Origin of the sequence: Myxococcus vastator, assembly GCF_010894475.1 — a bacterium.
GTDB classification, from domain to species: domain Bacteria; phylum Myxococcota; class Myxococcia; order Myxococcales; family Myxococcaceae; genus Myxococcus; species Myxococcus vastator.
On the sequence record NZ_JAAIYB010000021.1, the window covers coordinates 25778 to 39573 of the forward strand.

The following is a 13796-nucleotide window of genomic DNA, read 5'->3' on the forward strand; positions in this document are numbered from 1 at the left end:
CGCCTCAATCCCCGTTCGGGTCCCAGTCGGAGATGTCGTACTCAGGCTCGGGAGGCAGCGCCGGTCGGCTGGACTTGCTGGGCGCGGGCTTCTTCACGGCCGGAGGCGGGGCGTCGGACACGTCTTCGTCGAGCAGCGGGTCCTTCTTCGCCGGGCTCGCGGAGACGGCGTGCGGGGTGGGGTTCATCGGCTCGGGCGCGGCCGACGCAGGCGTGGGCTCTGGCGGCGCCATCACCGTGGGCTCGTCATCCGCCGAGTCCAGGTCACCCAGTGACGTCGGGTCCGCGGGAGCCGAGGCGGGAGTAGGAGACGGCGGTGGATCCGACTCACTCGCCCGGTAAACGCCCGTCCGCGTGGCCTCCACCGCGACACCGGAGGACGGAGGCGGCGGAGGAACAGGCTCCGGCGCGCGGCGCGAAGGCTCCGCCGCCACGGAGGACTCCGACGCGCGGTAGCCGTCCCGCCGGCCCGAGGGCTGCTCATCCCCGAACGGGTCGTCCTCGCGGCTGCTGCGCTTGCGCGTGGGCCGCGCGTCACCGTCGCCGAACGGGTCCTCCTCGCGGGTCAGCTTCTTCCCTCTCCGCCGCTTCGGCGGATCCGCCACCACCCCGGCGGGCAGCCCCTTCAGCGACGAGTGCCGGTCCGCGCACAGGCCCACGTTCTCCTGACATTCCGCCAGACAGTGGGTGAGCTGCTTGATGGTGCGCCCGCTGCCTCCGAACTCAATGGAGCAGTCCTCCTTGCAGGTCGCGTAGTCCTCCTGGCAGCCAGAGGGGACGGCGGCCGCGGCGGGACCGGCGGCGAGGGTCAGGCCAAGAATCAGGAGGGCTCGCATGGCGATTACGAAAACTACCAGTCTTCTGGGGTTCCGGCGCCAGGGGGGCGCGTTATGGTCCCCTGGCGCGATGGTCGCGCCACGAGGAGGCACATGGCTGTCAGGGTGGGCATCATCGGGAGCCCCGGGCTGGCCCAGGCGCTGGGCATCCCCGGCAAGGGCGACTCCCACATCTTGGAGACACCCTTCGGTCCTCACGCGGGCCCCATCGTCACCACCGAGCTCAACGGCGTCTCCGTCGCCTTCGTCGCCCGTCACGGCGCCGGCCACGTCTACAACGCCACCCGCGCGCCCTACCGCGCCAACATGTACGCGCTGAAGGTCCTGGGCGTCACCCACGTCCTCGCCACCGGCACCGTGGGCAGCCTGCGCGAGCACATCCAGCCGCTCCAGCTCGCCCTGCCGGACCAGGTCATCGACCGCACCTACCGCCGTCCCTGCACCTTCTACGACGACGTCGCCGTCCACGTGGACCTGGGCAACCCCTTCTGCGGCACCCTGCGCCAGGTGCTCGAGCACGTCAGGGACCCGCTGGGGCCGGCCGTGCACACCGAGGCTACCTACGTCTGCATCGAAGGGCCGTCCCTCAGCACCCGCGCGGAGAGCATGCTCTACCGCACGTGGGGCGCGGACCTGGTGGGCATGACGGGCATGCCCGAGGCCCGGCTCGCCCGCGAGGCGGAGCTCCACTACGCCCTGGTGGCCCTGCCCACGGACTACGACTCGTGGCAGCCGCGCGCGCCAGGGCAGGCGCATGACGACCTGCTGGCGCAGATCTCCCACAACCGGAAGGCCGTCACCGCCAGCGGCGCCGCGCTCATCCGCCGCGCGCTGCCTCGCATCGGCGAAGCCCGCGCCACCTGCCGCTGCGACACCGCGCTGGCCCTGGCCATCGGCACCGAGCGCACCCGCATCCCCGACGAGGTGCGCGGCCGCCTCCGTCCACTGCTGGGCAGATACCTCCCGCCCAACGTCGCCTGACGACACTTCACCCGGCCATTCGGCCGAGTCACACGCCGTGCGCTCGCCCGGCCGCCTGCTGCCAAAGCGCGCTTCCGTTTTCACCTTCTGGGCCCCGGTACGACCCGAAGCGAGGAGGCGAGCATGCGGCGGCCCAGACTCAAGCACCTGTCCTGGCGCGAGTTCAGCCGCCGCTTCGTGAAGGAGTTCCAGGAGGACAGCGTCACCGACATCGCGGCGCAGCTGTCGTACTACCTGCTGTTCTCGCTGTTCCCCTTCCTCTTCTTCCTCGTCACGCTGGTGGCGTACCTGCCCATCGCCCCGGGCGCGGTGGACGCGATGATGGACCGCATCCGCCCCTTGGTGCCGGGCGACGCGCTGGGGCTCATCACCGGGCACCTGCAGTCCCTGGTCAACCAGCCCCAGCCCAAGCTGCTGACGGCCGGTCTGGTCATCACGCTGTGGTCCGCCTCGCGCGGCGTGAATGCGCTGCGCACCGCGCTCAACCTGGCCTACGACGTCTCCGAGACCCGGCCCCTCTGGAAGACGCAGGGCCTGGCGATGCTGGTGACGCTGATGGGCTCGCTGCTCATCCCGCTGTCCTTCGCCGTGTTCCTGCTCGGCGGGCGGCTGGGGCTGTGGCTGGCGGGGAAGCTGCAGCTCGTGGACGCCTTCCACCTCGTGTGGTCCTGGCTGCGCTGGCCCTTCACCGCGTCACTGGTGATGCTGGTGCTGGCGTGCTGCTACTACCTGCTGCCCGACGTGAAGCAGCGCTTCAAGTACATCACCCCCGGCTCCGTCCTGGGCACGGGCCTGTGGCTGACGAGCACCTGGGGCTTCACGCAGTACGTGGAGCACTTCGGCAAGTACAACGTCACCTACGGCTCCATTGGTGGCGTGATGGTGCTGCTGCTGTGGCTCTACCTCTCCGGGCTCATCTTCATCGTCGGAGGCGAAATCAACGCCATCCTCGAGCACGCCTCGGTGGAGGGGAAGTCGAAGGGCGCCCGAGGCTTCGGGGAGCCCGCGCCGCTGGAGCCGCCCCTGAAGACGGCCGGCGCGGCCAAGAGCGCCAGCAGCGCCATGCGCTCGAAGCTGGCGCGCTTCCGGTGGCGGCGCCGCGTGGCCCGGGGCCAGGAGCCCGAGCCCACCGTGGAGGAGCAGGACGCCCGCTCCTCCACGATGCACTGAGGCGGGGACTACTTGCCGCCCAGGGACTGCTTGATGGCGGGGAGCCCGCCCGGGGCGTTGTTGCTGCCCCGCAGGTTCTTCTGCGAGATGATCTTCTGGATGTTCGTGATGCGGTCCCGGTTGGTGGGGTGCGTGCTCAGCCACTTCATCAGCGCGGGCGTGTCGCCCTGCTCCTTCTGCAACTTCTCGAAGAAGGTGATGAGGCCCCGCGGGTCATAACCCGCGCCGGAGGCGTAGCGAGCGCCGTACTCGTCGGCTTCAATCTCCTCGCTGCGGCCGTGCGCCAGCATCGTGCCGCCGCTCACCAGCTGCGCGGCGATCTGCGCCACGGTGCCCGGGTTCTGCCCCAGCGCCGCCTGGGTGATGGCCTGCAGGCCCATCTGGTTGACCATGGCGCGCGCGGAGTGACGGCCCACGACGTGGCCCGCCTCGTGCGCCATGACGCCGGCCAGCTCCGCCTCGGTGTCCGCGGCCAGGATGAGGCCCGTGTAGACGTACAGATAGCCACCGGGCGTGGCGAAGGCGTTGACCATCTTCGGGTCGTCGATGACGTGGATCTTCCACTTCACCCCGGGCCGGTCCTTGGAGGCCTGGTTCAGGATGCTGGCGGAGATGCCGCGCACGTAGTCGACGACGGCCGCGTCCTCCACGTACTTGATCTTCTCCTTCGTCTCCAGCTCCGCCTTGACCTGCTTGCCGAGCTGCTCTTCCTGCTCGTCGGAGATGAGGGTGCGGGCCACGGCCTTCTCGGCGGAGATGCGCTGCTTGGCGCAGCCCGTCGACAGGCCCAATGTCAGGGTGACTCCCAGTACCGCCACGAGGATGCGCTGCATGACGAGTGGTGCCTTTCTTTCCAGAGGTCTACGCCGCGTTGCTCCGCGGGAGGCGGGACGGTGGCCCACATCGGCACCTGCCTTCAAGGGCCGCGTGGTGCAAGCCTCCTGGCATCCGCCCTTCGCGCCGCCACCGCGCCCGTGTTCGCTGCCCGGCAGGTAGGCGGTGCGTGGGGCCGCCCGCCGGTGTATGTGCCCGGGCAGGATGCCTGAGTTACCCGAAGTCGAAATCGCGCGGCGCAACCTGGTCCGCTGGTTCCGCGACCGGCGCCTCGTGCGTGCCGAGTCGGAGAACACCCGCATCTTCCGCGGCGCCGAGCGCCAGCAGTTCAACGCGCTCACCGGCCGGCTGGAGTCGCTGGTCCGCCGGGGCAAGTACCTGCTCTTCGCCTTCGAGGGCGGCCAGGGGCTGATGGGGCACCTGGGGATGACGGGCAAGTTCGTGCGCCGCGCCGCGGCCCAGGTGGCGCCCTACAGCCGCGCCCGGTTCCACCTGGACGACGGCCAGGTCATCCACTTCTCCGATCCACGGATGTTCGGCCGCCTGGAGCCGGCGCCCGCCGCGCGCCTGCGGGAGCTGGACGCGGTGCGAATCCTGGGGAGGGATCCGCTGGCGGATGGCCTCACCGCGGGGCAGCTCCAACAGGCCGTGGGCACCTCCCGGAGGGAGCTGAAGGTGGCGCTGATGGACCAGGAGCGCATCTCCGGCCTGGGCAACATCCACGCCGCCGAGGCGCTCTTCCGCGCGGGGCTTCACCCGGCGCGCCAGCCCGGCTCCCTGACGCCGGACGAGTGGAAACGCCTGGTCCAGGCCATCCGCGCCTCCATCGACTTCGGCCTCAAGGAGCAGGAGGGGGAGGAGCCGGTGTACCTGGAGGAAGGGCGTTCGGAGAATCCGTTCCTGGTATACGGCCGCGCGGGGGGCCCATGCTCTCAGTGTGACACCCGGGTGGAGTCCTTCACCCAGGGAGGCCGCACCACCCACTTCTGCCCCCGGTGCCAGCCGGGGGACGGACGCCGTCGTGAGGTGGGGGCGCCAGCCGTTGACGGCGTGAAGGCCCGCCCTGGTAAGCGTTGACACCCCTTGGTCCCGTCGCTTGAATCGCCCGCCTTTCAGACCCGGCCGCCCCAGGTGGCCCTGGAGATCGTTGCCCATGTCTCACGCCCTGCTGGCGGCGCTACTCGTCGCTTCGTCCACGGCCACCGCTCAGACGCCGGTGCCCGAGGGTAGCCCGCCCGCGCCCGCGGAAGCCGCACCCGCTGCTCCCGCCGCCCCCGCGGAGCCTGTTCCCGCGGAGCCCGCGCCTGTGTCCTCCACTCGCGAGGGCGTCAGCCGTGACGACCTGGAAGCGCTGAAGGAGGAGCTGCGCGAGGAGATTCGCGCCGAGGCCGCCAAGCAGTCCATTGGCGCCACGGACGCGTGGGCCGAGGAGTTCCCGGAGGAGAAGCGCAAGCTCGAGGTCTTCACGCTCGACGGCTACTTCCGCGTCCGCCCCACGCTCTTCTACAAGTTCGACCTGGGCAAGGTGCCGGGCCGGGAGCTCTTCCCGCGCTCGCCGCGCAGCGCGCAGGAGAACACCCAGTCCTTCGCCACCATGCGCGTGCGCCTGGAGCCCACCTTCAACATCTCCGAGCAGGTGGCGTTGAAGATGGAGGTCCTCGGCCTGGACAACTTCATCATGGGCGCCATGCCGGACACGCTGCTGCCCGGCAACACGCGCAACCTCTTCGGCATCTTCTCGGAGAGCCAGGACCCGCTGGCGGACGCGCTCCAGGACTCCATCAAGCTGCGCCGCGCCTATGGCGAGGTGAAGACGCCGGTGGGCATCCTGCGCTTCGGTCGCATGGGCAGCCAGTGGGGCCTGGGCATGCTGCGCAACGACGGCACCTGCTTCGACTGTGACTTCGGCGACACCGTGGACCGCGTCCAGTTCGTCACCAACCCCTTCGAGGGCTGGTACGTCACGCCGATGCTGGACTTCAACTCGGAGGGCGTCACCGACACGCGCGGCACCGTGGGCGAGCCCATCGACCTGACCCAGTCCGATGACGCGCACAGCTGGGTGATTGCCATCGCGCGCCGGGACACCGACCAGGTCATCCGCTCCAAGCTGGACAACAACCAGGGCGTGCTCCAGTACGGCCTGCACTTCACCTACCGCACCCAGAAGTGGGAGTACGACGGCTCCACCACGAACGGGCAGAACACCGGCTTCATCCCGCGCGACGCGTCGCTGTTCGTGCCGGACCTCTGGCTCAAGTACGAGGAGAAGAACTGGCGGCTGGAGTTCGAGGCCGCCGCCCAGCTGGGCCGCATCGGCAACCGCGCGCTGGACGTGGGCGGCATCAACGACCCCACGCTCAACCAGAGCCTCACCGTGGCGCAGTTCGGCGGCGTGGCGCAGGGCGAGCTGCGGCTGCTGAACCAGAAGCTGTCGTTGAACATGGAGCTGGGCTTCGCCTCCGGCGACAAGGCGGCGGGCTTCGGCAACCAGCCGGGCCGTCCGGGCTCGGGCACCAACGGCCAGACGGCGGAGGGGGACTTCGAGGGCCCGCAGTACGCCTGCGGCACGGGCGGCTGCACGGACAACGCGATCCGCAACTTCCGCTTCAACCGCGACTACCGCATCGACCTCATCCTGTGGCGCGAGCTGCTGGTCGGGGTGACGGACGCGTTCTACGTCCGCCCGTCGGCGAAGTACACCATCACCGAGGGCTTCGACCTCTACGGTCGCGTCATCTACTCGCAGGCCATGTACGCGCAGTCCACGCCGTCCTTCACGAGCAAGGCGCTGGGCCTGGAGGTCAACGTGGGCGCGGACTACAAGACGGAGGACGGGTTCATCGCCGGCCTCGCCTACGGCATCCTGTTCCCGATGAGCGGCCTGCAGGAGTTCAACGAGACGCTACGCAACGACCTGGACACGCCGCAGACCATCCGCGCGTGGCTGGGGATGCAGTTCTAGCCATGCGCCAGGTCCTCGCGGCGCTGTGCGTGGCCGCCGGCGTGTCACTGACGCTGGCGGCGTGTGGCATCAAGGGGCCGCCCCGGCCACCCGGGCCGCCGCCAGCGCCCGCGACCCAGACGCAGCCGCCGCCCCCCGAGTCGGAGCGAGGGCCCCTGGCGCCATCAGGGCCCACCCTGTCTCCCACGCCGGAGACCGGGGTGGAGACGCCGCTGTCACCGCCGACGTCCGAGGACGCGGGAGCCCCGTGAATCACTTCACCTATCGCAAGGGCGTGCTCCACGCGGAGGAGGTGCCGCTGGCGGCCATCGCCGAGTCCGTGGGCACGCCCACCTACGTGTACTCCACCGCCACGCTCACCCGGCACGTCCGGGTGGTGACGGAGGCCTTCGGAGACCGGCCGCACCTCATCTGCTACTCGGTGAAGGCCAACTCGAACCTGGCCATCCTCCGGCTCATCGCCGAGCGCGGCGGCGGGTTCGACATCGTCTCTGGCGGCGAGCTGGCCCGGGTGCGGCACGCGGGCGGGGACGCCGGCAAGACGGTGTTCGCTGGCGTGGGCAAGACGCAGGAGGAGATGGAGGCGGCGCTGGCCGCGGGCATCCTCCTCTTCAACGTGGAGAGCGCCGAGGAGCTGGAGGCGCTGGACGCCGTGGGCCGCCGCCTGGGCCGCCGCGCGCCCTTCGCCCTGCGCGTGAATCCGGACGTGGATGCGCGCACGCACCGTTACATCTCCACCGGGTTGAAGACGTCGAAGTTCGGCGTGCCGTTCGAGGAGGCGGTGGCCCTCTACACGCGCGCGAAGAAGATGAAGGGCCTGCTGGCCGCCGGGCTGGATTGTCACATCGGCTCGCAGCTCACCCAGACGGCGCCCATGCGCGCGGCCCTGTCCAAGGTGGCGGGCCTGTACTCCGCGCTCAAGGCGCAGGGCCATCCGCTGGCGTACCTGGACGTGGGCGGCGGGCTGGGCATCACCTATTCGGACGAGACGCCGCCGTCTCCGGACGAGTACGCCCGCACCGTGATTGCCGCGGCGGGGGCCACCGGGGCCACGCTCATCCTGGAGCCAGGCCGGGCGCTGGTGGGCAACGCGGGCGTGCTGCTCACGCGCGTGCTGTACCGGAAGAAGACGCCGGCGCGGCACTTCGTGGTGGTGGACGCGGGGATGAACGACTTACTGCGCCCCGCGCTCTACGATGCGCACCACGGCTTTCAACCCCTGGTGAAGCGGCGGGGCAAGGCGGTGGAGGTAGACGTGGTGGGGCCGGTGTGTGAATCCACCGACGTGCTGGCGAAGGCACGCTCCCTGGTGCTCCCGCAGGCAGGCGAGTTGTTCGCCTTCATGAGCGCGGGCGCGTACGGCATGAGTATGTCGTCCACCTATAATTCCCGGCCACGCCCGGCCGAGGTGCTGGTGGACGGTGAGGCGTGGCGCGTGGTCCGGGAGCGCGAGCGCATCGAGGATCTCTGGCGCGGCGAGCGGGCCTGAACGTATAAGCGCCGGCATGAAGACCTTCGAAGGCTCCATGACGGCGCTGGCCACTCCGTTCCGCGACGGAGCGCTCGACGAGCCCGCCTACCGGGCGCTGGTCCGCCAGCAGATTGAGGGGGGCACCAGCGTGCTGGTCCCCATGGGCACCACGGGCGAGGCCGTCACGATGACGGCCGACGAGCGGGCCCGCGCGGTGAAGGTGGTGGTGGAGGAGGCGAAGGGCCGCGTGACGGTGGTGGGCGGCGCCGGCTCCAACAGCACCGCGGAGACCATCGAAGGCGTGCGCCGCGTGCGCGAGGCGGGCGCGGACGGCACGCTCATCGTCACGCCGTACTACAACAAGCCCACGCAGGCGGGCTTGCTGGAGCACTACCGCGCGGTGGCCAAGGCGCACCCGGGCTTCCCCATCATCGCCTACAACGTGCCGGGCCGGACGGGCGTGGACCTGCTGCCCGACACGGTGCTGCGGCTGTGTGACATCCCGGAGGTGGTGGCGCTCAAGGAGGCCACCGGCAGCATGCCGCGGGCCATCGACATCCTGGAGAAGTGCGGTGACCGGATGACGCTCCTGTCCGGCGACGACTTCACCGTGCTGCCCTTCATCGCCTGCGGTGGCAAGGGCGTCATCTCCGTGTCCTCCAACGTGGCGCCGCGGCTGATGGCGGACCTGGTGGCGGCGGCGCGCGCGGGGAATATCGCGGTGGCGCGCGACCTCCAGGTGCGGATGAATGAGCTGCACCGCCTGCTCTTCATCGAGTCCAGCCCCGCGCCCGTGAAGTGGGGATTGCACGTGATGGGATTGTTCGGGCCCGAAGTGCGGTTGCCCCTGGTGCAGATGACCGAGCCCAACGCCGCGAAGCTTCGCGACACCTTGCGCCAGCTGGGCCTGCTCACGGGCTGAGCTTTCTCGCACCTCGCCGTTACCTGGAGCGCGGCAGACATGATTCGCACCGTCATCACCGGCATCACCGGCCGCATGGGCAGCACGTTGCTTCGCTTGGCGCGCGACTCGGGAGACCTGCGGGTGGTGGGCGGCACGGCGCGGCCGGGCAGCGCCTCGGTGGGCCAGGACGCCGGGGTGGCCACGCGGCTGGGCCCGGTGGACGTGACGGTGGTGGACAGCCTGGAGCGGGCGCTGGACGCCGCGCGGGCGGACGTCGTCATCGACTTCACCAGCGCGGAGCTGAGCGTGGCGCACGCGCAGGTGTGCGCCGCGCGCGGCGTGGCTTTGGTGGTGGGCTCCACCGGCTTCACGCCGGAGGCGTCCGCGGCGCTGGCCCAGAGCGCGAAGACGGTGCCCATCGTCGCCGCGCCGAACATGTCGGTGGGCGTCAACCTGGTCATCCGCATGGCCGCGGAGCTGGCGCGGGTGCTGGGGCCGGGGTTCGACGTGGAGGTCCTGGAGGCGCACCACCGCATGAAGAAGGACGCGCCCAGCGGCACCGCGCTGCGGCTGGCGGACGTGCTGGCGGAGGCCCTGGGGCGCACCCAGGAGGACCTCACCTTCGCGCGGCATGGGCAGCTGGGTGCGCGGCCCACGCGCGAGATTGGCGTGCAGACGCTCCGCGGCGGCGACGTGGTGGGCGAGCACACCGTGTACTTCCTTGGCGAAGGTGAGCGCATCGAGCTCACGCACCGCGCCACCAACCGAGACCAGTTCGCCGCGGGCGCGCTGAGGGCCGCGCGCTGGGTGGCGGGGCGCGCGCCGGGTCTCCATGACATGGCCGACGTGCTCGGCTTCCAGAGGACTTCATGACGACCGCGCGCTACTGCCGCTTCCTGCACGAGGGCCGTGCGCACCACGGCCGGGTGGAGGGCTCCGAGGTGGTGGTCCTCACCGCCGCGCCCTGGGCCGGCGCGAAGGAGACGGGCATCCACCGCTCGCTGTCCTCGCTGACGCTGCTGGTGCCCTCGGACGCGTCCAAGGTGGTCTGCATCGGCCAGAACTACCGCAAGCACGCGGAGGAGATGGGCAAGCCGGTGCCGCCCGAGCCGCTCATCTTCACCAAGCCCTCCACGGCGCTCAACGGCACGGGCTCGCCCATCCGCATCCCCAAGGCGAGCCAGGAGGTCCACTACGAGGCGGAGCTGGCGCTCGTCATTGGCGAGAAGCTGAAGAACGCCGACGCGTCCACCGCCGCGCGCGCCATCTGGGGCCTCACCTGCTTCAACGACGTGACGGCGCGTGACGTCCAGCGCCGCGAGATTCAGCACACCCGCGCCAAGGGCTACGACACCTTCGCGTGCGCGGGGCCGTGGGCGGTGACGGGCCTGTCCCCCGACGACCTCCAGATTGTGTGCCGGGTGAACGGGCAGGTGCGCCAGGACAGCCGCACGTCCGACATGATTTTCAGCCCCGCGCGCCTGGTGTCGTTCATCTCCCACATCATGACGCTGCTGCCCGGGGACATCATCAGCACCGGGACGCCGTCGGGCGTGGGGAAGCTGTCGGCCGGGGACACGGTGGAGGTGGAGCTGGAGGGAATCGGAACCCTGGTGAACCCTGTTGAGCTGGAGCCGTGAGCGACACTGTCTACGTCGGGTTGGGTTCCAATGAGGGAGAGCGCGAGAATCACCTCGTCGCCGCCCTGTCCGCGCTGTCCCGCATCGACGCGGTGGCGGTGCTCCACTGCTCCTCGCTCTTCGACAGCGCCCCCGTGGGGCCGCCGCAGCCGCGCTTCCTCAACGCGGTGGTGGCCCTGGAGTGTGGCCTGCCGCCGCAGCGGCTGCTCTGCATCCTCCAGCAGATTGAGAAGGACCTGGGCCGCCGCCGGGACGTGCGCTGGGGCCCGCGCACCATCGACCTGGACATCCTCTTCTGGGAGGGACAGGTGGTGGCCGACCCCACGCTCCAGGTGCCCCACCTGGAGCTGCACAAGCGCCGCTTCGCCCTGGAGCCGCTCGTGGAACTGGCGCCCCACCTGCGTCATCCGGTACTGGGGATGCCGGTGAAGGAGCTCCTCGGGAAACTCGCCCCGCAGGATGTCCGCAGGAGCGAGGCCACGTGGTGGCCCGAAGCGAGCTACTCGAGCAACGACACATGAACCTGTCCCTGGCCCTGGCCACCGCGGCGCTGTTGACCGCCGAGCCCTCGACGCTGCCTCCCAATCACCCGGTCATCCCCCCGGGGACCACGGCCTCGCCCGCCACTGCGGGCATGCCGGAGGGCCACCCGCCGACGGAGGGCGTGGCTCCCAGCATCAACCCGGAGCAGCTGCCCCCGGGCCACCCGCCCATGTCGGGCACGGGCCGGGCGCCTCCGTCCGCGGAGGAGCTGCTGCGCCAGCTCGACTCCACGGAGGGGTTGGCGGACCGGGAGAAGACCTTCGAAATCGCCGCGTCGCTGGGCCGCCTGTACTACGTGAACGGCCGCAACGCGGAGGCCAGCACGTACCTCCAGCAGGCCCTGGCGCGCGCGCAGCCCACGCGGGAGCTGTTCCTGGCGCAGCGCAAGAAGCTGGGCAAGGCCGCGGTACCCACCCCGGAGGCGGCGGGCTGCGGCTTCACCCCGAACATGCCGGTGGAGGACATGGGCGCGGCCGCGCAGGCGCGCGCGAAGAAGGGTGACACCGCGGGCGCGGCGGCCTGTGCGCGCGCGGCGCTGGCGCCGGTGCTGGACGTGGCGGTGATGCAGGCCAACGCGCTCTACCTGTCCAATGACAGCGGCAAGGCGCTGGTGGCCTATGAGGCGGTGCTGGAGGTGGAGCCCCGGCACGAGGACGCCCTCTACGCGCGCGCGGCGCTGCTCTTCGAGACGAAGGGCGATGACGTGGCGGCGCTGAAGCAGGCGGGCGAGGGCTTCGAGGCGGTCGCCACCACGTACCCCGATTCGTTCCGCGCGCCCATGGCGAAGCGGATGGTGGCGCTGGTGGAGGAGACGGTGAAGGCGGGGGGCCGCAAGCAACTGCTGGCCTCGCGCGCGGAGGACCGCCGCATCCGCCTGTCGCAGGCGCCCGCGGCCGCCGCGCCGGATGCGCCCCGGCCGCTGTCGCAGGAGATGGTGGACGCGGTGAAGAACACCGAGCGCACGCCGGAGCTGGAGCAGGGCCTGGCGAAGCTGGTGGACGAGGGCGAGGAGCACCTGGCGAAGGGCCGCTACCAGGAGGCGCTCGCCAACTACACCCGCGTGGTGCCCTTCCAGCCGGAGAACGGGCGCGCGAAGGCGGGCATGGCCTGGGCCCTGGTGGGCCTGGAGCGCCCCATGGCGGCGCGCGTGTGGGGCGTGGCCGTGCAGAGCGATCCGCACGCCGTGGAGAAGCTGGGCGACACGCTCAAGGCCAAGGGCGACGACAAGGGCGCCAAGGCGCTCTGGGAGAAGCTCGCCACGGACGCGCCGGAATATCCCAACAGGGCCAGCCTGCAGGCGAAGCTGGGCAAGTAGCGCTCGCGCGCCTCAGACGCACTTCGCGGCCAGCGGGTCCTGCACGTTCAGCAGGCCCGCGCGGCCCACGCCTCAGACGCACTTCGCGGCCAGCGGGTCCTGCACGTCCAGCAGGACCGCGCGGAGGCCCCGCGGCCCACGCCTCAGACGAACTTCGCGGCCAGCAGGTCCTGCACGTCCAGCAGGCCCACTGCGCGGCCCTCCACGTCCACCACGGGGAGCTGGTCCACGCGCAGCTCGCGCATCTGCGTGGTCGCGGCCAGCACCAGCGTCTCCGGCGTCACGCAGCGCGGGTTCTTCCCCATCAGCTCGCGCACGGGCACGGTGAAGTCGGTGAGGCCCGCCTCCACGCGGCGGCGCAAGTCGCCGTCGGTGAAGATGCCCACCAGCTTCCCGGCCTTGTCCACCACGCACGCGGCGCCCGGACGGCCCGGCGTCTTCGTCATCACCGCCACCACCGCGGACAGGGGCGAGGTGTCGCGCACCAGTGGGTTGGCGTTTCCGGTCCGCATCAGCTCGAAGACGCGCTGCACGGAGCGCCCCAGTTTCCCGCCCGGGTGCAGCAGCGCGTAGTCCTCCGTGCCGAAGGGCCGCGAGCGCAGCACCGTCATGGCCAGCGCGTCACCCATGGCGTGCAGCGCGGCCGTGGAGGCCGTGGGCACGAGGCCCATGGGGCACGCCTCCGCGATGGCGCCGATGTCCAGCACCACATCCGCGCCCCGGCCCAGCGGGCTCTTCGCGTCGCCGGTGAGGGCGATGACGGGCGTCTCCATCCGCTTGAAGGACGGGAGCAGGCGAATCAACTCCTCCGTGGAGCCGCTGTTGGACAGCGCGAGGATGACGTCGCCCCGGCCCACGCGGCCCAGGTCCCCGTGCACCGCCTCCGCGGGGTGGAGATACACGGAGCGGATGCCCGTGGAGGCCAGGGTGGCGGACAGCTTCTGGCCAATGTGGCCCGCCTTGCCCATGCCCGTGACGATGACCTGGCCCGCGCAGTCACGCACCAGTTGCACGGCGCGCAGGAAGTCGGCTCCCAGACGCTCCGTCACGCCAAGGATGGCGCGGGCCTCGGCCTCCAGCACGCTCCGCGCGTAGGCGAGCGTGGCCTCCGCGTCGGGGAGGACGGCAGGCGCCTGGG

14 protein-coding genes are annotated in these 13796 nt (G+C 71.0%); 11 read left to right on the forward strand and 3 right to left on the reverse strand.

What is annotated here, in order from left to right; genetic code table 11:
• Positions 1–4: 4 nt before the first annotated feature.
• Positions 5–835 (reverse strand): hypothetical protein, encoded by an 831-nt coding sequence (locus tag G4D87_RS03670; protein ID WP_163778844.1) that lies wholly within the window; start codon positions 833–835, stop codon positions 5–7.
• 93 nt (positions 836–928) lie between these two features.
• Between G4D87_RS03670 and G4D87_RS03675 the strand changes: the two genes are divergently transcribed.
• On the forward strand, positions 929–1816 hold the full coding sequence (locus tag G4D87_RS03675; RefSeq protein WP_163778847.1) for an MTAP family purine nucleoside phosphorylase: 888 nt from the start codon (positions 929–931) through the stop codon (positions 1814–1816).
• Between the two features lie 123 nt (positions 1817–1939).
• Entirely contained in the window at positions 1940–2986 is a 1047-nt protein-coding gene (locus tag G4D87_RS03680; RefSeq protein WP_163778850.1) for a YihY/virulence factor BrkB family protein, read from the forward strand.
• An 8-nt stretch (positions 2987–2994) separates the two neighbouring features.
• Here the strand turns inward: G4D87_RS03680 and G4D87_RS03685 are convergent, their stop codons facing one another.
• Complete coding sequence (locus G4D87_RS03685) at positions 2995–3819, reverse strand: M48 family metallopeptidase (protein WP_163778852.1); 825 nt, start codon at positions 3817–3819, stop codon at positions 2995–2997.
• Between the two features lie 205 nt (positions 3820–4024).
• On the opposite strand from G4D87_RS03685, the gene mutM reads away from it, so the two are divergent.
• The 9 genes from mutM to G4D87_RS03730 all read left to right on the forward strand — a co-directional run bounded on the left by mutM (position 4025) and on the right by G4D87_RS03730 (position 12658).
• On the forward strand, positions 4025–4897 hold the full coding sequence (gene mutM, locus G4D87_RS03690) for a bifunctional DNA-formamidopyrimidine glycosylase/DNA-(apurinic or apyrimidinic site) lyase (protein ID WP_163778855.1): 873 nt from the start codon (positions 4025–4027) through the stop codon (positions 4895–4897).
• A gap of 76 nt (positions 4898–4973) precedes the next feature.
• Complete coding sequence (locus tag G4D87_RS03695; RefSeq protein ID WP_163778858.1) at positions 4974–6785, forward strand: TIGR04551 family protein; 1812 nt, start codon at positions 4974–4976, stop codon at positions 6783–6785.
• Between the two features lie 2 nt (positions 6786–6787).
• On the forward strand, positions 6788–7036 hold the full coding sequence (gene lptM / locus G4D87_RS03700; protein ID WP_176410040.1) for an LPS translocon maturation chaperone LptM: 249 nt from the start codon (positions 6788–6790) through the stop codon (positions 7034–7036).
• Positions 7033–8274, forward strand: coding sequence for a diaminopimelate decarboxylase (gene lysA / locus G4D87_RS03705; RefSeq protein ID WP_163778865.1), 1242 nt, complete (start codon positions 7033–7035; stop codon positions 8272–8274). Before lptM ends, lysA begins: the two co-directional genes overlap by 4 nt.
• A 16-nt stretch (positions 8275–8290) precedes the next feature.
• Positions 8291–9178 carry a 4-hydroxy-tetrahydrodipicolinate synthase gene (gene dapA / locus G4D87_RS03710; protein ID WP_163778868.1) on the forward strand — a complete coding sequence of 296 codons (888 nt, stop codon included), beginning with the start codon at positions 8291–8293 and terminating at the stop codon, positions 9176–9178.
• Between the two features lie 39 nt (positions 9179–9217).
• The gene (gene dapB / locus G4D87_RS03715) at positions 9218–10033 is read left to right on the forward strand and encodes a 4-hydroxy-tetrahydrodipicolinate reductase (protein WP_163778871.1); all 816 of its coding nucleotides are present in this window, start codon (positions 9218–9220) and stop codon (positions 10031–10033) included.
• Positions 10030–10800 carry a fumarylacetoacetate hydrolase family protein gene (locus G4D87_RS03720; RefSeq protein WP_163778874.1) on the forward strand — a complete coding sequence of 257 codons (771 nt, stop codon included), beginning with the start codon at positions 10030–10032 and terminating at the stop codon, positions 10798–10800. The genes dapB and G4D87_RS03720 overlap by 4 nt, the downstream gene beginning before the upstream one ends.
• Positions 10797–11321, forward strand: coding sequence for a 2-amino-4-hydroxy-6-hydroxymethyldihydropteridine diphosphokinase (gene folK / locus G4D87_RS03725; RefSeq protein WP_163778877.1), 525 nt, complete (start codon positions 10797–10799; stop codon positions 11319–11321). The genes G4D87_RS03720 and folK overlap by 4 nt, the downstream gene beginning before the upstream one ends.
• Positions 11318–12658, forward strand: a complete 1341-nt coding sequence (locus tag G4D87_RS03730; RefSeq protein WP_163778880.1) for a tetratricopeptide repeat protein — start codon at positions 11318–11320, stop codon at positions 12656–12658. Before folK ends, G4D87_RS03730 begins: the two co-directional genes overlap by 4 nt.
• Positions 12659–12801: 143 nt before the next feature.
• Here the strand turns inward: G4D87_RS03730 and G4D87_RS03735 are convergent, their stop codons facing one another.
• On the reverse strand, positions 12802–13626 hold the full coding sequence (locus G4D87_RS03735; RefSeq protein ID WP_371928475.1) for a KpsF/GutQ family sugar-phosphate isomerase: 825 nt from the start codon (positions 13624–13626) through the stop codon (positions 12802–12804).
• Between the last annotated feature and the right edge of the window lie 170 nt (positions 13627–13796).

Excerpts from the sequence above, each read along its gene's own strand:
- G4D87_RS03670 (WP_163778844.1), bottom strand. The coding sequence starts at position 835 with ATGCGAGCCCTCCTGATTCTTGGCCTGACCCTCGCCGCCGGTCCCGCC.
- G4D87_RS03675 (WP_163778847.1), top strand. The coding sequence starts at position 929 with ATGGCTGTCAGGGTGGGCATCATCGGGAGCCCCGGGCTGGCCCAGGCG.
- G4D87_RS03680 (WP_163778850.1), top strand. The coding sequence starts at position 1,940 with ATGCGGCGGCCCAGACTCAAGCACCTGTCCTGGCGCGAGTTCAGCCGC.
- G4D87_RS03685 (WP_163778852.1), bottom strand. The coding sequence starts at position 3,819 with ATGCAGCGCATCCTCGTGGCGGTACTGGGAGTCACCCTGACATTGGGC.
- mutM (WP_163778855.1), top strand. The coding sequence starts at position 4,025 with ATGCCTGAGTTACCCGAAGTCGAAATCGCGCGGCGCAACCTGGTCCGC.
- G4D87_RS03695 (WP_163778858.1), top strand. The coding sequence starts at position 4,974 with ATGTCTCACGCCCTGCTGGCGGCGCTACTCGTCGCTTCGTCCACGGCC.
- lptM (WP_176410040.1), top strand. The coding sequence starts at position 6,788 with ATGCGCCAGGTCCTCGCGGCGCTGTGCGTGGCCGCCGGCGTGTCACTG.
- dapA (WP_163778868.1), top strand. The coding sequence starts at position 8,291 with ATGAAGACCTTCGAAGGCTCCATGACGGCGCTGGCCACTCCGTTCCGC.
- dapB (WP_163778871.1), top strand. The coding sequence starts at position 9,218 with ATGATTCGCACCGTCATCACCGGCATCACCGGCCGCATGGGCAGCACG.
- G4D87_RS03720 (WP_163778874.1), top strand. The coding sequence starts at position 10,030 with ATGACGACCGCGCGCTACTGCCGCTTCCTGCACGAGGGCCGTGCGCAC.
- G4D87_RS03730 (WP_163778880.1), top strand. The coding sequence starts at position 11,318 with ATGAACCTGTCCCTGGCCCTGGCCACCGCGGCGCTGTTGACCGCCGAG.
- G4D87_RS03735 (WP_371928475.1), bottom strand. The coding sequence starts at position 13,626 with ATGGGCAAGGCGGGCCACATTGGCCAGAAGCTGTCCGCCACCCTGGCC.